This window comes from Ruegeria profundi, from assembly GCF_001507545.1.
In the GTDB taxonomy this organism is placed as follows: domain Bacteria; phylum Pseudomonadota; class Alphaproteobacteria; order Rhodobacterales; family Rhodobacteraceae; genus Ruegeria; species Ruegeria profundi.
This window is the reverse complement of record NZ_LQBP01000011.1, coordinates 1-23,901: the sequence shown is the minus strand read 5'-3', so window position 1 is coordinate 23,901 and position 23,901 is coordinate 1. Positions and strand designations below refer to the sequence as shown.

Annotated in this window: 16 protein-coding genes and 1 tRNA gene; 7 read left to right on the top strand and 10 right to left on the bottom strand. The window is 55.6% G+C overall.

The window, feature by feature from the left end; translation table 11 throughout:
* Positions 1–303 precede the first annotated feature (303 nt).
* The 8 genes from AVO44_RS17810 to AVO44_RS17770 all read right to left on the bottom strand — a co-directional run bounded on the left by AVO44_RS17810 (position 304) and on the right by AVO44_RS17770 (position 15,548).
* Entirely contained in the window at positions 304–924 is a 621-nt protein-coding gene (locus AVO44_RS17810) for a hypothetical protein (RefSeq protein ID WP_068340017.1), read from the bottom strand.
* Between the two features lie 99 nt (positions 925–1,023).
* Positions 1,024–3,072: a protease Lon-related BREX system protein BrxL gene (gene brxL / locus AVO44_RS17805; RefSeq protein WP_205626555.1), complete on the bottom strand. Its 2,049-nt coding sequence runs from the start codon at positions 3,070–3,072 to the stop codon at positions 1,024–1,026.
* Positions 3,062–5,662: a BREX-1 system phosphatase PglZ type A gene (gene pglZ, locus AVO44_RS17800; protein ID WP_068340014.1), complete on the bottom strand. Its 2,601-nt coding sequence runs from the start codon at positions 5,660–5,662 to the stop codon at positions 3,062–3,064. Before pglZ ends, brxL begins: the two co-directional genes overlap by 11 nt.
* Positions 5,662–9,228: a BREX-1 system adenine-specific DNA-methyltransferase PglX gene (gene pglX, locus AVO44_RS17795; protein WP_068340011.1), complete on the bottom strand. Its 3,567-nt coding sequence runs from the start codon at positions 9,226–9,228 to the stop codon at positions 5,662–5,664. Before pglX ends, pglZ begins: the two co-directional genes overlap by 1 nt.
* Positions 9,229–9,242: 14 nt before the next feature.
* Positions 9,243–12,854 carry a BREX system P-loop protein BrxC gene (gene brxC, locus AVO44_RS17790; protein ID WP_068340009.1) on the bottom strand — a complete coding sequence of 1,204 codons (3,612 nt, stop codon included), beginning with the start codon at positions 12,852–12,854 and terminating at the stop codon, positions 9,243–9,245.
* A 12-nt stretch (positions 12,855–12,866) separates the two neighbouring features.
* The gene (locus tag AVO44_RS17785) at positions 12,867–13,439 is read right to left on the bottom strand and encodes a DUF1788 domain-containing protein (RefSeq protein WP_068340005.1); all 573 of its coding nucleotides are present in this window, start codon (positions 13,437–13,439) and stop codon (positions 12,867–12,869) included.
* Positions 13,436–14,176, bottom strand: a complete 741-nt coding sequence (locus AVO44_RS17780) for a DUF1819 family protein (protein ID WP_205626554.1) — start codon at positions 14,174–14,176, stop codon at positions 13,436–13,438. The genes AVO44_RS17785 and AVO44_RS17780 overlap by 4 nt, the downstream gene beginning before the upstream one ends.
* 823 nt (positions 14,177–14,999) lie before the next feature.
* Entirely contained in the window at positions 15,000–15,548 is a 549-nt protein-coding gene (locus tag AVO44_RS17770) for a hypothetical protein (RefSeq protein WP_068339999.1), read from the bottom strand.
* A 370-nt stretch (positions 15,549–15,918) separates the two neighbouring features.
* On the opposite strand from AVO44_RS17770, the gene AVO44_RS17765 reads away from it, so the two are divergent.
* The 4 genes from AVO44_RS17765 to AVO44_RS17750 all read left to right on the top strand — a co-directional run bounded on the left by AVO44_RS17765 (position 15,919) and on the right by AVO44_RS17750 (position 20,386).
* Complete coding sequence (locus AVO44_RS17765) at positions 15,919–16,548, top strand: hypothetical protein (RefSeq protein ID WP_068339996.1); 630 nt, start codon at positions 15,919–15,921, stop codon at positions 16,546–16,548.
* A gap of 22 nt (positions 16,549–16,570) precedes the next feature.
* Positions 16,571–17,269 (top strand): hypothetical protein, encoded by a 699-nt coding sequence (locus tag AVO44_RS17760; protein ID WP_068339991.1) that lies wholly within the window; start codon positions 16,571–16,573, stop codon positions 17,267–17,269.
* Positions 17,270–17,272: 3 nt separating this feature from the next.
* Positions 17,273–18,451, top strand: coding sequence for a vWA domain-containing protein (locus AVO44_RS17755; RefSeq protein WP_082677536.1), 1,179 nt, complete (start codon positions 17,273–17,275; stop codon positions 18,449–18,451).
* Between the two features lie 267 nt (positions 18,452–18,718).
* Entirely contained in the window at positions 18,719–20,386 is a 1,668-nt protein-coding gene (locus tag AVO44_RS17750; RefSeq protein WP_157770023.1) for a type IV secretory system conjugative DNA transfer family protein, read from the top strand.
* A gap of 128 nt (positions 20,387–20,514) precedes the next feature.
* Here the strand turns inward: AVO44_RS17750 and AVO44_RS17745 are convergent, their stop codons facing one another.
* Entirely contained in the window at positions 20,515–20,907 is a 393-nt protein-coding gene (locus AVO44_RS17745) for a hypothetical protein (RefSeq protein WP_068339985.1), read from the bottom strand.
* Between the two features lie 206 nt (positions 20,908–21,113).
* Here AVO44_RS17745 and AVO44_RS17740 point away from each other — a divergent pair, with 206 nt between their 5' ends.
* The 3 genes from AVO44_RS17740 (at position 21,114) to AVO44_RS20780 (ending at position 23,846) form a co-directional block, all read left to right on the top strand.
* Positions 21,114–21,728, top strand: a complete 615-nt coding sequence (locus AVO44_RS17740) for a hypothetical protein (RefSeq protein WP_157770022.1) — start codon at positions 21,114–21,116, stop codon at positions 21,726–21,728.
* 130 nt (positions 21,729–21,858) lie between these two features.
* On the top strand, positions 21,859–22,206 hold the full coding sequence (locus AVO44_RS21145) for a hypothetical protein (RefSeq protein ID WP_157770021.1): 348 nt from the start codon (positions 21,859–21,861) through the stop codon (positions 22,204–22,206).
* A gap of 11 nt (positions 22,207–22,217) precedes the next feature.
* On the top strand, positions 22,218–23,846 hold the full coding sequence (locus tag AVO44_RS20780; RefSeq protein ID WP_082677547.1) for a recombinase family protein: 1,629 nt from the start codon (positions 22,218–22,220) through the stop codon (positions 23,844–23,846).
* On the opposite strand, the gene AVO44_RS17725 is transcribed toward AVO44_RS20780, so the two are convergent.
* A tRNA-Met gene (locus AVO44_RS17725) sits at positions 23,803–23,879 on the bottom strand. The two genes, AVO44_RS20780 and AVO44_RS17725, sit on opposite strands and share 44 nt — an antisense overlap.
* Positions 23,880–23,901 lie beyond the last annotated feature (22 nt).

The following is a 23,901-nucleotide window of genomic DNA, read 5'->3' as shown; positions in this document are numbered from 1 at the left end:
CGCGCCAATGAGCGGGGGGACGGCCGTCCAGACCGAAAGCAATGGGGATGGTGCGGGCGCAGAACCTCTGAAGCGCAGCGAAGGGTGCGAGCCACGGCCATGGCTTTCGCCCGAGAGCACATGCGGAAGGGCTTGGTCTTGACGGAGGACGGGCCTGCAAGGCCCCAACAAAAGAAAGAAGTATCAGCCCGTCACGGCTGGCGATAATCGCGCAAGGGATGGACGCCTCTGGCCGAGACTACAGGCTCGGTTCACGACAGCCCGGCCCGCAAGGGAGCGCGTACAACATCTTGTCAAGAGAGACTACCGTTTCAATAATTCGGAGCGGCTCTTGAATTCGTCAATTTTTCTATCAAGCTCTTCTATGCTGAGAGATTCATCAGTTATATCCAAATCACTAAGTACCGGATTATATTTTGATTTCAGGATCTTTTCGATCACTTGTTCGACGGAGTCTTCAATATGGACGTAACCTACAACTTGCGCCAACAGCCTCTGAATGTGGTCAAAATGCAAGTAAGTCCTGTTTGAGCGCGTAGCAAATTTCGGCGCAGGGATGAAATTTCGCCCACCATCGTATGCAACAAATAACTCATTCATGATAGGCAATCCATTGAAATTCATAGTTACATAATATGAAGTCGCCGACGGGTCCGGTCTGTAAAGAGCGCCCATCCAAGGTTCAAAAAAATCTTCCACCACAGAATTTTCGATATCAATTTCAATAGTGAAACCTGAAAAAATTTGATGTCGAAAGAGTTTGCGACCAGATTGAGGCCGAGTAACCTCGGACCACCTCTTCCGATCTTTGAGCGCAATTTGAGCAGTTATTCCAGGTGCAAAAAAAGTTATGTAGGTCAGAGCTATGCTTATAAATGCAAGCAATATCCCCAAGAACGAGACAATGATGCTGAAGGCTTGCACTTATTCTCACCTCTTCCTTTGCGGGTTTGGCCTACGCCACTGGCTGTGAATTCGGCTGCGTAGTTCTAATCTTTGCACTTTGCTCAAGGTGGCGATCATTTATTCCACTCCAAGGGCCTTGAAAGCTGCATCGACTGGATCGCTGTAGAACGACGTCTGAAACTTCGCGAAGAGTTCCCCCGGTATCGTCGGGATGTCTCCGACACTGGCCATGGGCAGCAAAATACGCTTGGCACCGCTATCGAACGCGACTTGCAGACATTCAGCGAGATTTTCAACAGGAACGATGCTCCCTCCCAAGCTCATGTCGCCAAGAACAACGAGCTGTCCTTGAAGTGGCTTTTGCATTACGCCCGAGCAGAATGCGATGAAGCCGCTGAGCGTCATCGTTTTGGTAGGCCCCGTATTTTGAAGCTCGACCGAGTGAACATGGAAGTCATGTTCACCGGCCTTCGTACTCCCGCTGACGCGCGAAATGTTGGCCTTGAAATAGTCGAATGCGACGCGAAGTGCCTCCTTGGCTGCAGCGTTTGAGCCAAGACCTGAAGTCGTGAGCTTGCCGTTTCCAGCAGTTGTTTGCGTCTCAAGTCGATACAGGCCGAGATGTCCCGAGCTGCCGGTGGCGATGGTGTGCAATACGCCCGGCTTAAGCGGACCTTCAGGTATTAGGCTTCCGCCGCCTTGCTCCGGGACGGCCACAAAATGCTCTTCACGACTATCAATATCGATGTACGAGAAGTGGACGTCATAGAATTCCATACCGCCGATCTTTTTGAGCTGCTCCTTCACCCGGCGGCGAAGCTCCAGGGCGTATTCGAGGCAACGCTGAACAGCCTCCTTATCATAATCACCATGCGGATAGAGCAACTTCAGGAACCCTGACACCGTGCGCCGAACAGCGATGGTGTCCCGCTGGTTGAGGTTGTTGCCGAGCTTGAAGTGTTTGTCGATGGCGTCGGCGAAGGTGCGCTTGCGCATCTCACGCATAAACTCAGCGAGATAGTCGGTGATGAGTCCGTAGCGGTTGGTGAAGAACTCGGGCCGCATCTTCGGTACTTCCCAGCCAGGGATGTATGCATGGAAGCGGTCAAAGAATGCCGAGTCGATCATGGCTTCCGGAAAAGGCGCAAGAAGATGGCTGGTTTTAACAAGTGTATCGACAGGCTGATTGATATTGCCGACGAAGACCATGCTGGCTGATGCTTGGATAGAGTCGCGGCCGCGCGCAAACGATCCGGACGCCATGTAATCCTTCATGATCTGCACGCCATCTTTGTCCTTGAAGGATATACCGGCAACTTCGTCGAAGGCGACGATGTCCCACATGCCGACCAAACCGACCTGCCGCCTGCTCATGTTGTAGAAAAGATTGGCAACGGTAGTTTGACCACCTGAGATCAGGATGCTGTTGGGGCTGCATTCCTTGTAGATGTGGCTCTTCCCTGTGCCGCGCGGGCCAAGCTCACAGACATTGTAGTTGTTTTCGACGAAGGGGATCATCCTAGCCAAGAGATGCCAGCGGACACGCTCATCGAGAACGGTTGGTTCCATCCCGGTTGAGCGCAGGAGGACATTAATCCACTCATCTTCCGAAAAGGCTTTTCTTGCCTCGAAGAACTCATCCATGTCCATGTTCGGCATCTGGATCGGCTTCAAATCACCAATCGTGAAGGGCGAGCCCTTTTGGCCTTCTTCGTGATAGTAATGAACGGTGATGATCGACCAGATGCCGCCAACAAGAAGCTTCTCATAGCGTTTCACATCGTTTGCGGAAACCTCGGCATCCTTAATGCCAAGGTTCGAAAGCAGGGCCTCGTAGGTATCGCGCCGTTCGTTGAGCCGGACGGTGACTTTGTCTATGACTTTGAAGCTTCCGCGCTCCTTAATCTTTGACTTGACCTTTTCGGCCTCATCTGGCCGGACGTAATTTTCTGCGAGAACCTTTTTGACCGTCTTCAGTCCTTCTTGAATGATCTCTTCATCATCAGATGCACAATACTGGCCGAGCAGATATTCAAGGACATAGACAGGGACGTTCGCACCCTCTTTCAGGAGCTTAGTTAGGTCCTTTCGAACGACCTTTCCTGCAAAGTGCCGGTTGAGAGACTCATCAAGATTTTCAGTTATATTTGTTGTTTCAGAAGTCATTATCAAAGGCCAGGTCTATAGTTATCTCCATCCGCGCTTCCTCGACACCGGTCTCAGCATTGCGGACGATAAGGTTGTAAGGTTTCTTTTTGTCGAAGGTTCGGCTCGCTAAGGTCAACCAGACCTCCTGTCGCCATTCATTCATATCCGAGGACTCGCTCTCGAAGGATAGCGTCTCGACATTGGTCACGGGCTCGTCGCCATCGTAAATGGCGATCTTTGCTTGTAGAGGCTTAATCCGTTCAGAGACCGCCTCTGTCTGTATGAGGCGGAAGCGATAGCGGCTTGTCGTGATTTTGAGACTGCTGCCCAGCACGCTGACCCCAACGTTGCGCGTGCGGGTCTTCACAGCGCTCTTCCCCTTGAGCTGCGTTACTTGGATGACAGGCACCACGATCTCTTGCGGCATGGCCCCGCCATGCACGAAGCGGGAGCCGCCGATGAAGTGGAAGCGGTTGGTGCCGCGCGGCACCCAAAATTCCATATCGCTGGTAGCGGCCGCCGTCGTCGCTGTCTTGCCGTGATAGGCACCGGCATGGTCCGGCAGGCTCTTTCCGAGCAAGTAACGCTTTTTCGAGATGACAGTCCCTGCGGGCTTATCCGCAATCGGATTCTTGTCCGTCTCCTTCGGCGCTCCCTCCTGATAAAGGAAACCGTGGTCTGCGGTCAGAACGATATAGTTGCCGTTCAGATTGTTGATGATGCGGGAGACGAGATTTCCGAGCTCTTCGATAGACGTGCGGACAGCCTGGAAAGTCTTCTCTTCATTCCCCCTATCAGCGGTCTGATCGATCTGGTCGTGGTAGATGTAGATCACACGGAAGGGCTTGATGAACTCGCGACCTTCGAGCTTGCTCATGGCCATGAACTTGTCGGCCGGGATCGCCGCGCCATCCACCTTCTCAAGAAGCTTTTGCCGGTTGGCGATACCGCTTGAGGATTTGCCATCAACCAGAACCGAGCCGTCATCTTTGTATGCGAGCTCGTCATGCGGCAGAAGGCTCGCCATGCCGAGCGCCGTATAGGACGGCAGAACGCCAAGCTGTGATTTGAGCTCGGCCGTAAAACGATATTTGCCATTGAGCTCGGCAGTAAGTTCCTGAGCGGCTTCGAAGCGGAAGGCGTCACTGATGATGACAAAGGCGCGGCGGTCTTCGCCTTCATCAAGGCGCGGCTTTACGTTGCGTTTGAAGAACTCGTATTGAGGACGAATGCCGTCGATCTTCCAGCCACTGATGAGGCCGCCGCCTTCGAGCTGAGCGCCCCAATGCTTGGCCAGTCCGGCCAGATACCAGTTGCCGTACACGTCTTCGATCTTCGCACGAAGGTCTTTTAGGACATCCCAGCCTTCGGCTTCAGCCGTGTCAGCGGCTTCGCAGAACTGCCTGTAGAGCTGATCGAAACGGAAGAGATCGGACGTGTAAGCCTCGTAAAGCGCCTTCGGATTGTCCGCGGCAAATCCCTTGCCATGATGGCTACGCAGGTCGAAGAAGCTCGCCGCTGCCATCAATGCATCATAGACCTCAGAGAGAGCAGAGCGCGGCGCTTCGGCAGATGAGGACAGCTTGACGTTGGCCCAATACCCGTTCTGTCGGCGGACAACGATGTCTCTCACTGCTTCTAGATTCAGCGTATCCGCGGTCTCCACAATCCGGTCTCGCAGGGAGCTGGCAATATACTTCTCAGTTTCCAGAAAGGTGCGTGCATCGCGTAGCTCTTCGATATCCAGGCCGCCCAAGTGATCACTGAGCTTGACCAAGTCGGCAATGGCGGCAGAGAGGACATCGTAGCTCGTATGCAGGCGGGCGCTATCGCGCCATTGGCCGATACAAACGACGGCGTTCGAAGCACCCTTCTTCGGCAAGACGAGATGAGCAAGCGCTTTGGGGCACGCGCCGTCGATGCCGCGCGCGAAGTCCGTGACAAGCAGGCGCATGAGAAGCCCCTTCAGGCTTGGCGCCTCGTCCTCGAAGCCGAAAACATCGCGCATCTGCGCCCAAAAGCTGTCCGTGAGATCGTACTTCTCGAACTCCTGCCAGGCTGCCGGTGATGCTTCGAGATCGTGCGGCTCTAGCGTGTGAAGGAGACAGCGAACGATAGTGAAGATGTCTGTCTGCTCGGCACGCAGGACGGTTGCCATCAGCGCCCGGTCGATGGCCTCTGCGCCATCTCCGACCTCGATAAACCGATTGGCGCGTGAGAGCCGCTCCTTGCTGGCGAAGAACTTTCCGCGTGCCGCGATGTGGTCGCGCAGGCTTTGCTCCATGAGGCCAAGCTCGCGCAGGATCATTGTCGAGCGGTCAGCCGCGAAGGGCTCGGCATAGAGCCGGATATCGAGCAGCCAGTCCCTCTCGGCTTCCGGAACAGGCCCTTTCTCATAGAGAAGATAAGTGCCATCTGGCTTCTCAAGCTCGATCTCCGTCTTCAGCGCAAGCGCCGGGACCTCGGTGAGATTCCGAAGCGCAACGCCGTCCAGATCGAGAGCAGGCAGCATCTCCTCGAACTCGCCATCTTCGTCGCGCCAAAAGACGATGCGCGCACCGTTGCCGAAGATACGATCCAGGTTCGATTTAATCTGCGCGCTATCCATCACTTCTCCCCTGTGATGGCTTTGCGCTCAGCTAGGAGGTTGCCGAACTTGCCGTAGTTGGCCTTCACCCCGTCATCGAGATCGAGCGCGATGCGTTGGTCGGCGTAGTGCCGGAGCTCCTCATCGAAGGCACGCAGCTCGTCGAGCTGCTTAACCATGAGGTCCTTTTCCTTCTGCGCCTTGTTCCGGGCGGCAGACGAGGAAGCGCTTGTGATGTCGTCCTCCAGCTGATCAATGCGTGCGGCCATACGGCTCGTGAGCGGCGTCACGTACTCCATACGCATCCGCGAGAGCGTGCTTTCATTGTAGCGATGGAGATAGACGAGGCACTCAAAGGCTCTGAGCTTGCCGCTGGAGAAGAGCCAGTAGATCGGGCGCTTCTTGTAGGTTTGCATATGATCCTTGAAGAAGCTCTTGGAGATGTAATTTCGGATCGTCTTCTGCGGATCATTGCCGCCATTAGCGGCCAGGCTCTCAGCCACGAAACGAAGATTGTCGCGTAAGGTATCGGGCGACCAGGCGACCTTCAGGAACTCTTCGAACCGCAGCGCTGCATCATCGTCAAACCACTCAACTTCAGTGATCGGTACGATGCCATCATCGTCTGCCGGGAAGTCGCGATAGCGCGACGGATCAAAGCCTTCATTCCCAGCATTCGCATAGATCAGGCCAGACTCGGTGAGGCTGTAGCGCCCCATCATGCAGCCGATGGCATAGGAGATCAGCTCCTTCATCGTGTCGGAGCGTAGGCGCTCTTCCCGCTCCTCTTCCGTACCTTTCACGCCATAGCGATAGGCTGGGTTGCAGGTCAGCGTGATCTCTTCAATCGGCACCTCGGGGGTCAGTTCGTCCTTAAGACCATAGGCGTCTATGAAGATGCGATTGTTCTCTATTTCCAACCGCAGCATCTCGTTCGTCATGCCCTGCCAGTGGGCGCGGAGTGTGGCATAGCTTTCCTCCAGCGTCTCACCGCGATGATCAGGCGAGAGCAGCGGAAGCGTGCAGAAATCCCAGGAGGTTTCATAGGCGTCCCAGTCGGAGCGTGCCACGGCAATCAATTTACTCGGCAATGTGACCAAAGACGTATCAGACATGTCGGCGCAGATAGGTAATGAAGCAATCTGTCCAGCCTCGTAATTGATAGTTGGCGAAATGCTCTTGAGGAGGTGATGCGTAACCTTCGAGTTCGTGAAGCCAATTAGCCCAGTAAGCTCGTCCACACTCGTGGCAAAGATAGAACAGCCTGCTACGTCGAAGATATGGCCAGCATCGTAATATCGGACCGAAAATCCACTACTTGTTACCTTAGACCAGCTGATTGAAGGCTTGAAATACTCTGATATGCTCTTGATCGTTCGGGTGGGGCTTCCGTACTTTTCTGCGGCAAAACTAAGAACCTCTGAACCATCATTCTCCCAATTTACGACATTTTCTGAGTTGCCGTACCACTTTCGGTATGCGCCACCCTTGTTGTACGGAAACCACATGGCATCTGAAGCCTTGGCGGCATCATGGTTCTTTGCATCTCGCTTAGTCCTTGTCTGGCTGACCTCATACCAAAACCTCAAAAACCGGTTGTTGTCACTGGTGGCCATCCCCTGTCGAGTATCACCAATTTTCTTGAGTGGATATCCACTAGAAAAGTTTTCGAGAACTTCGTCAGAAAGCCAATATGCAATCGGCGCACCAGGAAGTTTTCGAAACGCAGTCGCCCCGCGAGAATAGATGTTTATTTTTGCTGATAAGGATTCCAAGAAAGCTTCCCGCTTGTCTTTAACAGCGGGATAATCCGCCAAATTCATAAAGACGCCGGACAGATTCTTTCGATCAACTCGAAATACGCATGCCACACCACGATTGTAGGTGTGGCCATCGGGAAAACAGTTCCATCCAATATGTGCCATTGACGAGATCGAATGCTTAAGAAGCAACTTGCTCCGCAATGAGGAGTAAGATGATAAAAACATCCAACTATCGAGCGTTACGGCGGACAAGACGCCGTCGGCTTTCGTTAGAGACAAGCCACGTAAAATGAATGCGGTCATCAAATCAGACTTGCCGTCAGAAAATTGATCACCAAGGAAGGCTGCCAAGGCTCCGTTCATCCCTTTCCCGCCCATATAGGGAGGGTTGGCAACTACCGAATGGTACTTGGGCGACAGAGCCTCAGCCATCCGCAGCACCGCTACTATGCGGTCCTGCACTTCCTTGAGCAACAGATCAGAACTGAAGTCCCGTGCCTCGACGACTCTAAGTGTTTCTAGCGGATCGCGCAGCTTCGGCACGATCAGCGAGCCGAAGTTCTTCGCTTGCTCAAACTGCGACAGAGTTTCACGCAACTCGTCTGTGAAGAGGTCGCGCCCAACGACAGCCTGCACATCTGTCATCTCTTCGGACGTGAAGGCGACATCCTGCAGTACAACGATGTCCGGCTTCACGTCCATCCGCAGGAACCGGCGCCTTCCCAACTTCTCAGCGGCCTTCATTGAAAGTGCGAAGGCTGCCAGTGCGCCTGCACGGTCGTCGATCTCGATGCCCGTCAGATTATGCTTCAGAATGAGCGCCGGGATTTCCTTCGGGTCGTATCCCTCCTCCTCATAGATCGCGTGGAGCAGATCGAAGGCATAGGTCAGCATATGCCCCGAGCCGCAGGCCGGGTCACAGACCTTGATGTTTTCGGGCTTGCTGATCTTCAGGAAGTCGATCTCAGGCTCCTCGGGCGCGATGTAGTAGTCCATCTGCTCTGCGAGCCGTGAATCCGGCCGGTTCAGAAGCCAAAGACGCCCGAGTGAGTTCTCGACCAGGTAGCGAACGATCCAATGCGGTGTGAACAGCTGTGTTGCAGCCGGAATCTTTTCAGCCGTGATCTTCTGGTTCTTCTTCAGCCCCGCGAAGACCTCGTCTTTCTTCTCAGAGATGTAGAACTGATAGAGCCAGCCGATGACCTCGATGTCCTGCCAGTCGGCCTCATCGATGGCGGCGACAAGCTTTCGGATCAGGGAATCCGAATGCAGGAGGTTGTCGGGTAAGAGCAGCTCGGTCTCGTCATCGATGCGCTCGAAAAGGAACGGCATCGCGCGGTGCAGCGCGTTGCACTGCGCGATCAGCAGCATCCGGTAGAGCTCGGCATCCTTGGTGCCGTCGAGCTTCAGATCGATGACCTTGCTCTTGTCGAGCCCCGGAAAATCAAGGTGCTCGGCGTGCTCCAGGATTTCGGGGAGCTCCTTGCCGGACGGATGGCTCAGGACGCGGTAGCCGTGGTCGAGAAGTCCGTGGAGCTCCATGTAGCGAATGGCCACAAGACGGTTGAACCACGTGTAAGCTACGGCCTCCATCGCCTGCTCGAAGCCGTGTTTCTTGATGCGGCCTACGAGTTTCTTGCGTTGCTCCCCCACTTTTTTCGGGAGCGCGTCCGCACCGACAATGACGACGTCGCCCTGCTCGCGCTGCTCGGTGATCTCCTTCTCGGTGATCCCGAATTTCGCGGCGCGCGTGATCATCGCCGCAATGAAATCCTTGCGGGCCTTGGGGGCATAGGTTTTGAGCGCGTTGGTATTGATTGTCATTCTGCTCGTTGTCCTTAACGTATTTCCACGCGTTCATTGTTTTCGATGGCCTCTTCGAGCTCTTTTCGAAGCTTGATCAGGAAGGCCTCTACGTCTTCTTTGGTCTCAAGATACGTGGTGCCTGCGAGATGGCTTGGCTCAACGACACGGCGCGTCTTGGTCGGCGGCTTCTTCACGGCGGGCTCGTTGCCATGATCAGGCGACGGAGCCTTCCCATCGCCTCCTGACGGGACCGGTGGCACCTTGGCTGCTTCCTCGATGGCCACGAAAGCATCGTCGGCGGCATCACGCGCTGCGCCCTGCAGCTGGTAAATGTGAGCGATACTCTCTTCGGTTTCGATGCCGGACTTTAGGGCCTGAATGGGATGCAGGCACTTGTTCCGAAGCTCGGGCGCTGCGCCAACCTCGTCGAGCTCTGCCTTCACCTTGCCGATATGCTCATCGATCTTTTCGATGGCGTGGTCGCGGCGCTGCTTGAGGCGCGCCTTATTGACCTCTTCTACGCGGCCGATGAGCGTCCCGGCATCCTTGATCCGTCCGTAAGGTTTTTCAGCCTCAAGGATATCATCGATGGTCTTCAGCGCCTTCGCCGCATCATCATCCTTCAAGAGCTCGTAGCGGTTGAGATCGAAGCGCTGCTTTGCCTTCCGAAGCTTCTCCCAAGTCGGCCTTTGGGATTCATAGAAGTTCCGGAGCTCGTTGACCGAATCCGCAAGGTCGATGAAATCGTCTTCGAGCTCGATGAAGTGGTTCAGGAACTTGTAACTGTCTTGGATATTGAGCGCCTTGGCGATCACGCCCAGCGCGTCGGCAATCGCTGCTGAGCCGGGATAGTTTCCGGTTTCCGCGAGAGGCTTCCAGCCGCTGAGGTCAGACTGCCAGCCACCGAGTTGGCCGCGAATGTGGCCTGTCAGCGCATCTTCGCCGTCAGGCGCAATGGCTTCGAACACATCCTTGGAGATGCCGCGTGCCTTTTGCAGGCTTCCGCGATCAACGGTTTGGCGCTTCACGACAGTGATCCGGCGCCATTTGTTCGGGCCATCGATGGCGCTGTAGATCGCATCGGGGGTCAGCGTGTTGTCGCCGTCGCTGACAAGGCTGAGCTCACCCATCATGACGAGGCGCACGACGAGGAGCACGGTCTCCCAATCGTTCCAGCCATAAGGCCGGCGGCCGAAGCGATCCTCGACGAGATCGTAGAGAACGACGCGATGGTTCTGGGAGTTCTTCAGCGTAACGAAGTTCAGAACCTCCTTGAGAGCCTCTTCATTGGGCACCGAGCCGCCATCAAGACCCAGTCCTTCTTGGGTCGGCGCGGCCAGGACGGACCTGATTTCAGCCTGCGGGTTCGTGACGGGGTTCTTGAGGTAGCCAAGCTTGGGGAAGCTGTTCTTGACCAGATAGCCGAGCGCTTCTTCGGCTGCTGCCCCCACAGAGCCTGAGGGCGCTGGACGCGGCTGGCCAGCAGCGAAATATTTGGCTTCTTTCATAAGGCGCTCGATGATCGCCTTCAGGCGCTCTTTGCGCTCGCGGTTTTCATCGCTGCGCTCTCTCAGAATCTTCTGCGTTGTGTGTGCCGCAGTGCCATCATTCTTGCGTTTGATGTACTTGTCGGTTTGCAGATAGGTGCGGAGCTCACGCGCAAGCGCCTTGTCATCGTCGAGACGGATCAGAACCTGACCGTCGTCGGACGTGCTCTGCGTTATGCAGCGGGCTTCACCGAAAGCGTCATACTCATCGGAAAGCGGCGTCACGACAGAGATGACGAGATCGCCCTCGCTGCGGTTTCCGTAGGGGTGAAAATCACAAAGGCGCGAGATACCAAAGTCCTTGTTGTTTTCCGGATATCGGTATTTGCGAAGGCTGCCGAGCACCTCATCAAAGATGAGCTCGCCCAAGAGCTTGGTCTCTTCACCCGAGGCAAGATCGACGGTCTTGATCTCGCGGCTGATGTCGCGCTCTTCGTTAGTCAGGAAGAAATAGTCTTCGCCATTTCGGTTTACGAGGGTCTGCCCCTCAAGACGCTGAAGGCTCGCCTCGATCTTCTTGCGCAGCTCAAGCCGGTCAGCATCGATCCGGTCGATGAACAAGGTCACGAGATTGTCAATGTTGCCGGTGATTTCATCGACATAGCGGATGAGAAAGAGCGTCTTCAGAACCTGCTGATCGAACGCCTCAAGGCTCGGGTTGCTGGCAACACCCTCGATGGCGCGGCGCACAACGCCTTCGAGGAAGCTCTCGATGGCCGGATAGAACCTATAGAGCGGAACAAGGGCGCCGATCTCTTCGCCGCCTATGTCAATCGCGCCGGTTTGGAAGGCATCGAGCATCGAGCGCTCGCCCTTCGCCAGGTGCAAACCCGTAGCGCCGTATTTCCGACTGCTCTCGAAGACCTTTTGAACCAGTTGAAACTGGTAGGGCGCAAAAGGATAGACATCCACAAAGTCGTCGCGGTCAGCATATGGCTTGAAGGTCATGCCGACGTTTTTGAAGCTGAGCTGGTTCTTTAAGATATCGGCCTTGTCGTCATAGACGGCCTCAAGCTCATGCTTAGCCTTGTCGACCTTGGCCAGAAGACGCTTTTGGATCACTTCATCCGAGTTGGCACTCGATAGTGACAGGCGCGTTCTGAAGCGCCCCTGAATCTTTGAGAAATCGTTGGACCTGTTGCTGCGTAGGTCGCCGAGCACTGTGTCCATGTCTTCTTGAGACGTGACCACCACCCAGGCGCGACCATTGCAGGCAGTGCCGAGATTCTCGGTGATGGTCTGCAGGTTCAGCATCAAGTGCGTGTCCTGCCCGATGAACTGACCGATCTCATCGACCAGGAAGATGATCCGGTGGTCGGAACCCTTCATGTCGAGATACTCCTTCACCCACTTGGAGAAACTCTCGACCGAGAGGGAGAAGTCTTTCTCGAAGCGCGAAATCCAAGCGTCAGCATCCTTGATATCCTCGCCGAGCGCTTTTGAAAGCGCATCCGCCAGTGCTTCGCTGTGGAACTGGTAGGCATCGCGCTCATCTTCCCACGTGATGCCATGGTCAGCCTTGAGCGCATCCTTGAAGGTATCGAGCTTCCCGCGCTTTTCGAGATGACGCTCCATGTGCGCGATATGCGGATGGTCGCCGCAATAGCCGAGCCGTTCGTTGAAGACCTTCAAAAAGACACGAAGAATGACATCACGGCCGTCTGCGTTGCTCGCCTTGCTGTCGATGTTGAACAAAATGACATCGACGTTGCTTCCGACGGCGCGCTTGATATCGGCGGCCAGCATTGGGTCTTGAATCTTGTCCTTAAAGAATTCGGTGGCGCGCTTGGTCTGGCCGCCCTTCATGACTTCACGGTCTTCGAGTAGGTAGGAGAGAATCTTGATGAAGTGCGATTTACCCGAGCCGAAGAAGCCGGAGACCCAAACACCGACCTTGCTCGCGACATCGGGATCACGCGCATTATCAATGGCATTCAGATAGGCTTCGAAGAATTTCCGAAGGTGAACGTCCAGCTCTTTGGTAACAACGTATTCTTCGAGCTCCTGCCATACGGATTCGGCATCAAACTGCTCAGCCTTGATGACGCCGTTGATGGAACGGTCTATGGGGCGCTCAAATAACTCTTTGATCTTCATTCCTTACTCCCGTTAATCGACCAGCCTGAAGGCCCTGTAATAAGGGTTGTCCTTCAGCATTCCGAAGAGTTGCAGTGTTTGTCCGTCGTACCTGCCCGGATAGAACAGCACGAGCGGCGTGCTCCCCATCACGGAGTGCAGGTTGTTCAATAGATTATGGGTCCGAAGCAGCGGGAAAGCAGCGCCAACACCTGAGACGAGAATGAGATCATGTTCTGATGGCGGTGCCGTCTCGATCAGCGCCTTGGCAATCTTACCGGAGTCCAACGGCGCCCTCAGGGCCTTGAGCGCCGCATCATCTCCCTTGTCGCGTTGCATAGCGACGGCTTTGTCAAAGATGCCGCGATCCTTGAGGTATCCGACAAGAAGCTCCCACAGGTTAATGTGTGCAATCCGCAGCTCAGGCTTGCGCTTCTTCAGCTGAGAGAGGACGAAAGCGATGTGAGCGCGAACGGCTGGCTCAGCTTTGGGATCGTAGTCGAAGGCGTAGAAGGGTATCTCGCCCGAAAGCTTTCGGCCTGACAGGAAATCGTCAGAGGTGATCCGGTCCAGGATTTTGTTCAAGCGCTCGTCGAGATCGGTCATAGCGTCACCTGCAGGCGCTCGATGACATCATGTTGAGCAGTATCGCGAAGATAGGAGAGGACCGCAGGTGCGATCTGCACAGGCTGAAGCCTGTAGGTGCGCGTGTCGGTAATGAAGCCGGATTCTTTCAGTATCTGGAAGACGCTATCGCCAAGCTTGTTGGTCGTGGCGTTATTCCAGACCGGCATATCGGCGTCTTCGTTCTGAAGATGCTCGACATACTCGTTCCAGAGCTTGCGTGGCAGATCGCTCTGGAAAGTACGGAAGCGTTCACGCACGACACGGTTCAAAAACTCGCCGAAGAGCGGACTGTGCTTGATCGCGGCAGCCAGCAAAGCGTGTGTCGCCGTTTCCTTGGAGCCGTCGCGGACAAGATGCCAGAGCTCGGGCGTCATGGTCTGCAGCCGTGCCCGGAGCAAAGATGCCTGCCGCGCAGCCGTGCCCGGCGAGCGCTTCTGCAGGACGTTCTCGTCTTCTATGGCGCGGCGCCAGTCCTCTGCGGAAACATCGTCAAGAAGCAGGCCGGCGACGATGCGGCTCTCAGGTAGCTTGAGAGAACCGCCCGCGATGTCCGCTTTGAATTTTGACCTGCTCATATTGATCTTCCCTGTTCGGACAGTTTGGGGCAAGTCATCGGCATCAGAGCGCCGCGCAACCAAATCCTCGACCATCACTCCCGCGCTCACCTCACTCAGTCCGCTCTGATGATTTATCGCTATTGCCTGTTCTGCCCGCATCCTCTCCTGCTGCCTCTTCGTGCTGGCGTACATAGGCTCGCATAAATTCCCGAATGACCTGTGCGGCAGGCTTATCCTCTGCCTTACAAGCCTCTAGGAAGCTCTGGCGTAGCTCGCGCTGCACCCGGATGCGAAGCCCTGCATCTTTCATTGGCGGGAAGTGTAGCCGATGGATACACATCGGTGAAGCGAAAGCATGAAGTTATCCACACGTGCTATCCGCATCGGCTATGTAAGCAAAGGCGCAATTCATTGTTCTTGGCGTCGCCATCCAACCGGCGTGTGGTTGGTCTCGCGGACAGCGTCTCCATGACATGGCGGCATCCAAACGGCGTACGGTTGGTCAGGGTTCCACAGGGGCAGGAACGCCCCTTGGTCGATGGGATGGTTCCAAGGCAAGGGCAGCTACGAAGTGCTTCCTTCCTGGTCTCCATGAAATGGCCATGGGGGTCTTGGGGGAGCTCGGAGGCTCCATCCCAAGTGGTGATGCAACGGCCAAACGGTTGTGAGTGGGTTCCAAGGGGCGCGATAGCCCTGTGGTCTTCCTGAAGGGATCGATGGGGTGCGGGGGAGCGCCGAAGGCTCCCTGCGAGTGGATGAAACCGGCGATACGGTTTAGTGGCTCTTGAATGGGCTTAATGCCATGAAAGAGCCAAGGCCGGGGGGATGCAACGGGGGCGCGCAGCGGGCCACCTTGCCAAGGTCACCCTGAGTCGTGCCAACAGAAATTTTGAATTTCATGGTACTACCAGGGACACCTTGCGTTTGCTCCAAACTCAGCCGTCAGGCACCGGAGGCCATGTTTTTGTTACAAGCGTCCAGCCTAGCCCAGAGGTCTTCTTCGCCAGTCGAGACCTAGAGCTGCAAGTGCTACGACCGACTGCAATCCTGCAAAGGCTAGAGCAAGAATTTCTGTCAGCGACGGCCCCGCTGCTGCTGCAATTTGATCCTGCACGCTGTCTTGATACCGCTCGACGTCATCTCGGATGTTTTCGACAGCGCCATGTAGCTGCGCAATCTCAGCCATACGGAATTCATCACGGACATCTTCAGCTGCCCGTACAGCATCGATGACAGCGAACACGGCAGCATCCGTAACGCCATCGCTGCCTTCCAGCACCTCATAGAATATCTGTTGCAGCTGCGCGGTCACAGCATCACTACGCGGTCCGAATTCAACGGCGCGGTCTGTGACTTCAATCCCGGTGAGCGGTAGTTCCGGTGGCACAAAGTCCGGCACCTCAACCTCTGGGGGAGGCGGGATTGAGGCCGCAAGGTTCTCTGCACCGCGCTGGCCTTCAAGATAGGCCATTACCACAAGCACGAGTGTGACACCCGCCATGGTAATCAGGATCGGTCGGAATTTGGTCATCAGGAGACTCCTAGCTGCTCGGAATGCGCGTACAGTCTATTGGCAAAACTAAGCCGACATCACTTGAAACTTGGCGACCAAGTGTCAGCCGCCTGTAGTCGTCCTCGGTCTCAGCGTCCGCGATAAGACTGATTTCGAGGGTCTTTCCAGTTTTCTTCAAGCCTCAAGGCAGCACCACGCTAACGCGCGCACGATCTATATATCTGTTCCTTGAGCGGGCGAGTCTGACGTCTGCTTTCCATGATTTCCAACCGATTTCCGATTGAGCCGGGCTTCGTAGCCCCCCTGCTTCCTGAGCGTCCTTCCCCCAATGCGCATGTGTCGAGCAGGCCAAAGAGGCCTGCCAAACAAATGCGAAAGGAAAGACCCAATGCTCAAACGCAACCCCAACCACCTCGATTACGGGAGCGATCAGCTCCGGAGCGACGAAATCTATAGTGCCCATGAAAGCCGAGCTTCCCGCGTGCGCTGGCTCGGCTTGGCATTTGCGGGCCTGCTTGAAGGTGCGATGCTGCTTCTGTTCTTCGGTGTTTTCACCGAAACGATGGGGCTGGCATCAAACCAGTTCCTGAGCGAGTTGCCCGGCATCGGTGCTCTCTTCGAGATCATCGATGAGGATGCAACGGTCAGCCACCTTCTGGCATTCCTGCTGGCCGTGTTTTCTGTAGCGGTTCCACTTGCGATTTGGAATGTCGTGCTGGCTGAAGGCGTTCATCTGGACCCTGGTCAGTGGCTCGTCGATCCCATGAACAGAGTGAAGGCCATCTTGGCAGGCGTTGTTTATGCCGCGGTCGTCTTGCTGGAAGTAGTCAATCTCTACACGCTGATCGCGCGGGAGACCTCGTCCGGCCCCTTTGCCACGCAGGCTCCTACAGACGCCCTCACGGCTTTTCTGGCCGAGAACCAGGCCTTGGGAATCTTCGTCGCCCTGCTGGTCGCCATCGTCAACACCGTCCTCGCTCTGATTACCGTGCGCGCCGCGCATGGCGTGAAGAGCTGACCAAGCAAAAAAGGATATAAACATGTTCACCCGCTTACTCACAACATCTGCGCTATCCGCAGTCCTAGCGTTCTCAAGCACCATTGGCGCGGAGGCCAATGCCCCGTTCAAGCCTGATCCTGCCATCTTCGTCGTCATCGAAAACGGCGGCGTGGTGCAGGATACGGAAAGTGCCAGTGCCGCGATCAGCTTCACCCTTGGTGAGTTGACCGAGCTTCGGCGGCGGCGGGCCACACGGGAAACGCAAGTCCACCTGATCCTGAGCGCCAGTCCGACCGAGATTGCATGGTCAGGCACACCCGCCCAGCTTGAAGAGCAAGGTCATGAGGTGTTTGCGCTGGTCACAGATTTTCGGGCGACCTGCTCCGATCTGACACTGGCCTATGAGCAAGTCGCTCTCACCCAGCGGATCACACGGCCTTCTGACGTGACCATCATCAATATCGGGCCGTTCATCAACGCGCCGTATCCATGTGATCAAGGCGATGGCTTGATCACGCTGCCGCAGGCGGTCTCGCCCGATGTCCAGCTTGGCGTGCTTGCGCTGGAGGCAAGACAGTTGCGCCTGGTGAACGTCCATCCCGATCAGGACCAGGTGCTTCTGGATCATTTGGAAGCCGCGGGCGTGATGGACCGCGTGGCTGCCGGCGCATTGAGCTTTGATCTGCTCGATCCGGCGCGCACGCGTGCATCGCTGGGTAACATTCTGGGGGAGGACTGATCCATGTGTATGCGCTCAATCCTTTGCCTGCTTGGAACGGTCAGCGCTTTGGCGCTGGCCGAACCGGCCCAGGCACAATCTACCATTACTTTGCAACCCGGCACGCAAGACAAATCGGTTTCGACCGAACTGCGCGAGCAAACGAGTGGGCATGGTATTCAGCTCGTCATTCAGCCGCGGATCAGCGGCGATGAACAAGCCGCCCTTGATTTTCGGCGCTTCACAGAGATGGAAGAAGCCGTGCTGCTGGGTCTTCGTACTGACCCCCGCTTTATTCCGCCCGCACGGCTCATCGAAATGGTCGAAGCCATTGGTATGGTCGATAATGCCGGAATTCGGATTGGGTCGGGTTACGACATCAATGTCGAGCATGATCTGGTCGTGGCCAGTTCCGTTGGCAGTGTTGAGATCACCCATGTCCATGACGGTGAGAACGGGCTGGTCATCACGGCGCTCGTGCGGGACGCGCGGGGCAATGTAATCGATCCGCCCGAAGGCTCCTTGGCTGTTTATAGGACGGGGGGCGAACGGCTGTGCTTCACCGAAGAGATCATCAACGCCCGGAGTGCCGGTGCCGCCAGTGTGATTGCCCCGTCCGGTCAAGCCAGTTTGCCGATGAGCTTCGTACTCCTGCTGGATCGCTCTGGTTCGATGTCCAGCCATGTGGATGAGGTGCGCCAGGCCGCGCATGCCTTTCTCGATGCTCTTCCCGCAAATGCATCCTGCTCGGTGGGCGCATTTTCGCAAAACGGTGCAAGCTTTTCTGGGTCAGAGGGCTTTGGCCGGGAGCGTCGCTGCTCGTCAGCTTGGTTCTCCTTAAGCGGCCTGGATGATGCAGGCGGCGGTACAAACTTCTTCCGCCCGCTAGAGCAAACCTTCGACTGGCTTTCGAGCGGCGCGCGCGCCAATGATCAGCGGCTGGTGATCCTGCTCACCGATGGGCAGGCCAATCGGGAGCTGGAACGCGAAGCCCAGGTTCTTGCGGCTAAGGGTGATATCAGGGTCTTCGTTATGCATATCGGCGGGCGGGAAGTGCGCTTCCTGAACACGGTTGCCGATCACTACCTCGCCCATGAAGGCGATCTCGACGCCAGCCTCGCGCGGTACTTCGAAGTCGTGAGTGAGAGCTACACAAGCCAGACGGTGCTGCGTATCGGCCAATGCCAAGCGAACGGAAATTGAGCGATCATGCAGCCGCGCTCACCCAAATCAGGGGCGTTAGCCCGCGCCATTTTTACTGGCATGCTCGGCTATGCCCTTCTCAAGACTTGGCCGCATATTGGAGATTTCCCCGCCCCAGAATGGAAAATCTATGCCTTTGGTGCGGGCACCCTTGTTTTTGTGATTGGTGCGCTGGACGCAATGACTGCGTTCAGCTCCGCGGCAATTAGCTCTGGACGGCGGTTTCGGGCACTGCGACCCAAGCGGAAAAGGAACGCGGGCGGCTGGTTGACGCGAAAAGAGGCGCGCAAAGCCGGACTGGGCAAAGCCAAGGGACTCTTTATCGGTATCTTGGATGGGCTGCCGATCTTCGTACCTGATGCCGTGCATACGCTCGTATGTGCACCAGCAAGGACTGGGAAAACGATCTGTGCCGTGCTCGCCATGCTCTGGCACGACATTGGTTGCAGCCGGATCGTGGCAGATTTGAAGGGAGAGCTGGCCGTGATGTGCGCGGTCCTGATCGCGAAGCTCCATGGCCATCGCGTCATCATCCTCAATCCAGCACATAAATTTGGGCTGCCCAATGCTTCGATAAATCCACTGGTGGTCATCCGCGAAGCTATCTCAAAAAAGCCGCAGGATGTAATGGCTGACTCGCGGTCCTTAGCGTACTGCTTGAATCCCAAGGAGCCGAACGTCAGCGATCAATTTTGGCCGAATGGAACTAGAAAGCTCCTGGTCTTTGTAATTGTCGGTGTGTGTGCCTTGCGAGAAGAGTTCGAGGCCAATCTGCCCCACGCCTATGAAGTGCTGGTTGATGATGACGAGTTCGAAAAGCTGATCCGCGATGCGCTGGAGAGCGACATCCTTGCAGGAGACTTGGCCAGACGTGCACGCAACATCCTGTCCACGCGCGGGGAGAACCCCAAACACTTCGAGTCGTTTCGAGAGGCGGCGGTGCAGGCATTGGTTTCCTTTGAGCCAAGCGGGCATCTGGCTCCGTCCATGGTCGCCTGCGATTTTCGCTTTTCCGACCTGAAGAAGGAAAAAATCACGCTCTTCATGATCGCTGACTACACCCGGCAGGAGGCGTATGCAGAGTGGCTGGCAGTTCTGATCTGGGCGGCCTTGATCGAGCTGGTCCGTGAAGACAATGACGTGCCGGTGCGTTTTATCCTCGATGAGTTCACGAACTATAGGCTTCCGGGTCTGCCCAATGCGCTCACTGCGCTGGCAGGTTATGGCGTTCTGGTCTCGATGATCGTGCAAGACCTCGAAGAAGTTGCGCGCGTGTATGGGCGTGAGGCTCTCAATACGATCCTGAGCCAGACCGATGTGAAGCAAATCTTCGGGATTGCCTCGCTTCAGACCGCCAGAATGGTTAGCGAGATGCTGGGTGAAGTGGACGAAGTGAATCCGTCCTACAACCTCGCTGATGATCCATTCGGGGCGATCAGCATGGGGTTGGGTCTGGGTCGCAAGCCGCGGATGAGCATCGATCAGCTTCTGCGCATGCCCTCAGACGAGCAGATTGCCTTCATCAAAAACCGGAAGGCCGCAAAGATGCTCAAGATCGGCGTCCATGAGATCGATCCGGTGCGAGGCCAAGTGGCGGGAAACCCCTTGCATGGCGGCAAGCCCTTCCTTGGCAAAGTGAAGATGCGCCTGCGGGGTGGCCGCGCTATTGCCACGCGCCGCGGCAGGAAGAAAAATGATGCAGAGCGGCGGCCTCTGATCCGCCCGATCCTTTCGGCTATGGTACCCTTTGTGCCGGACAGAAGTGCCGTTCTTCCGGCTGCGCTCGTGGCACTGGTTCTTGTCCAGGGATGGCCGCAGCTTCGAATTCAGTACACCAGCAACTACAGCTGGTGCAGGTATCAGGGGATACCAGTCTTAAGCGACCCTGTGACCCTGTCGGGGGATAGCTGCCCGCTTATCATCTGGCAGAAATAAAAAGGCACCCGCCCATCGTCTCGATCAGCGGATGCCTTCATGGTGTTATGTGTCTGATGCTTAGCTCATGCGTTTGCACTTTCTCTCTTTTCTGCGCCCCGTGATCGGGGAGCGCGGTTTGTCAGTTGCTAGTGGGCCAGTTCCCGTCTCATGGCATGAATGGCGCAATAGGCACCGATGATGCGCACGCGGTCGAAGGTTTTGGTGCTTGCATACCGCTTGGGAGCCAGGCCTGTGCCGTCATCTTCGAGAAAGAGACCCATCCACCGGTTTCCGACGTCTTTGAACAGTTCGTAGATTTCGAGATGTTTGAAGGGACGGCCGTCAGGGAAATAGAGCCTCCCATCGTAGTCTTCGATCTCGACCAGAACACGTCGCCAGCCTGCATACGATCCAACGTCTTCGTGCATCGCGCGGGCAGGAGCCCAGATGTGCTCTCGATAGATGCGGCGGTTTTGGATTTGGTGGTCAGCCAGAACGGTGATCCGGTTGGGGTCCTTTTGATTGATGAAGTCGAACATTCAGTACTTTCTGTTTTGCTATTTCAGATTAGGGGTTCTCCTTGATTGCATAGGTTTTCATTGTCTCACTTGGCCTCCTTTCCTCCAGCGCCGTTGTTGACGCCGATTGGAGATCGGTGCTGCCACCCGGCTATTCAAGAACGATATTTTGGGTAAGCTTCGTACTGTAGGCGTTTGGCGTACCCAGTGATTCGAAAGAGCAAGGCTTGCCGCGCAAAGAATGGACACTCAGGAACCGATACTGTCGGAATGCGCGGCTCGATGAAGCGAGCTTTATAAGTCTGTTGCAGCTTTGGCTCGCGGGCACGTCCGCCCGCAAAGCATCCTCTTCGATGAAGGCACAGGGTGGCATCAGGGCTCCTGATCCAAAGGTAGCCGCACGCTACATGCAGCGCTTCGGCTTTGTGCTCTCGGAGATGACCATCGAGAGGGATTGGGCGTTCGAAAATCCTAGCTACCGGACCGAAAAAGTCGGTGATCCGCTGTCATACCTCTACGCCATCGAAACGAGGGCGCAGTTTATCTTGGAGGAAGCACTGAGCAGTTTTGAGTATCGCATCTACCGAGAACTGAGCGGCTCAGCTCCTTATCTCCAGAAGGAAGAAAAACTCGCCTTCGAGATCAGGCGCATATGCACGCTCCGTCGCGGCATCAAGCCGCCATATCGGGGCGATCTGGCTCTCGCCCATTTCCGGCTGAGTACCCGCGAAGCTCTAGAGAGTACTGCCAGCGATGACGAAATAGTCCATGCCATGCTTGGTCAGATTCTGATCGACTTGGAGGAGAGACCGATGAGCATTGGCGGAGGTTTTTGGCGATAGGCTTCGACTTAATTTCCGATTGCTTTCAAAAAACTTCGGACTTCGCTTCCTCGCAATCTCTGAAGTGGCGCCGGTAATACCTGGTTGATTGAATAAATTAAATCGCACCAAACGAGAAGGCGGGTGCGAAATGGGCAAGAATGGTGGACGGCAATCGGAAAAGAGCAACCGCGTTTTTTGCGCGGATCGCTTCGATCATGGTATTATTAAAGTTGAGGATCAAAATGGTCACTCTGACCATTTATCCTCGAAATACGTCGAAAGAAATTGTATCATGTCTCGTAAGCGCCCAACAGCCGGATGGCCAACGGTGCTGCGCGAGGAACGCGTACGCCAGGCCTTAGAGAAGATCGCGAAGTTTGCCGCGAGGCGTAAGGCTGAAGAAGACTTCAAGAAGGAATTGGAGAAGGAAAGCTTGCTTACAAAGCAGCGTCGAAAGAGGATTCGAGAGCTGCAACAGGACACAACCAAAAACTAGACAGGACGACCATGACCAGAACCGCCATATATGCACGTTACTCTACTGACCTTCAGAGAGATGCCTCCATCGAGGACCAGATCAGGGTTTGTGAGAAGCACGTGCAGGCTTCTGGTGGGCAGGTCTATCAAAGCTACACTGACCACGCAGTCTCCGGTGCTTCACTCATGCGCCCAGGCATTCAGATGCTCATGCAAGACGCTGCAGCAGGTCGCTTTGATGAGGTCTACGCTGAGGCTCTTGATCGCATCAGCCGTGATCAGGAAGACATCGCCGCTGTCTATAAGAGGCTTACCTTTGCAGGCGTAAAGCTTGTTACCCATGCAGAAGGTGAGATCAACGAACTGCACATCGGTCTCAAGGGCACGATGAACGCGCTCTTCCTCTCCGACCTTCGCAAGAAGACGCACCGCGGGCTTGTCGGCAAAGTCGAGAAAGGCCTCTCTGGCGGCGGCAAGTGCTTTGGCTACGACGTAGTACATGGCGAGGAACGCGGACATAGGACAATTAACGAGGACCAAGCGAGCATCGTCCGGCGCATATTCGAGGACTACGCAGCCGGTAAATCTCCCAAGGCGATTGCTGCGCAGCTGAACAAGGAAGGCATCGCCGGCCCGACAGGAAAGGCGTGGGGGCAGAGTTCCATCAATGGCAACCGCCAACGCGGCACCGGCATCTTGAACAATGAGCTATACATCGGTCGTCTGATCTGGAATCGCCTGACCTACATGAAGAACCCCGAGACCGGAAAACGTGTCTCCAAGCTCAATCCGGAAGAGGACTGGATCATACACGAGGTTCCAGAACTTCGGATCATTGAAGATCAGCTGTGGGAGAAGGTTAAGGAACGGCAAGCGGGTCTTACCCGCAAGAACGAACTGTGGCAGACAAACCGACCGCGAAACCTTTTCGCATACCTTATCAAGTGCGGAGTGTGCGGAGGCGGCTGTTCGACCGTATCGACTGGAAGGATCGGCTGCTCCAACGCACGAAACAAAGGAACGTGCGACAACAGGCAGACCGTCAAGCGGGAATATGTGGAAGAAGCTGTACTAGGTTCCCTCCGTGAGCATTTGATGGACGAAGAGCTCTGTAAGGTTTTTTGCGAAGAGTACACTCGGCACATGAACGAGTTGACGAAGCGCCACAACGCTTCGCTCCATCAATTCGAAAGAGAACTAGAGAAGCTCACGCGCGAGAAGAAGAAAATCGTTCAATCGATATTCGACGGCGTGCCCGGTGAGTTTTTGAAGGAGGATGCTCAGCGTATCGATTCGCGTATGAAGCAGCTGACGATGCTACTCGAAGACAAGACTGAGCGTCCGGTAATTTTCGAGCCTGGTATTGCCGCACGGTACAAGCGTGAGGTTGCTAGGCTTATAGATAGACTGAACAGCAATGAGCATCGAGAAGAAGCTGCTGAGCTGATCAGATCGCTCGTTGATCGAATCGTTCTGACGCCCTCCCAAGATAGGGACAGGCCGATTATCGATCTCGAAGGTGACTTGGCAGGGATACTGTCTGTTGCCGCTGGAGTTGGCAAATCGACCCTTTCGGGCGATTTGTCTGAGTTTAACCCAGACGAGTGCGAGGCGTTGGTTGCGGGAGCAGGATTTGAACCTGCGACCTTCAGGTTATGAGCCTGACGAGCTACCGGGCTGCTCCATCCCGCGACACTTTGGTTTGGTCTACCGC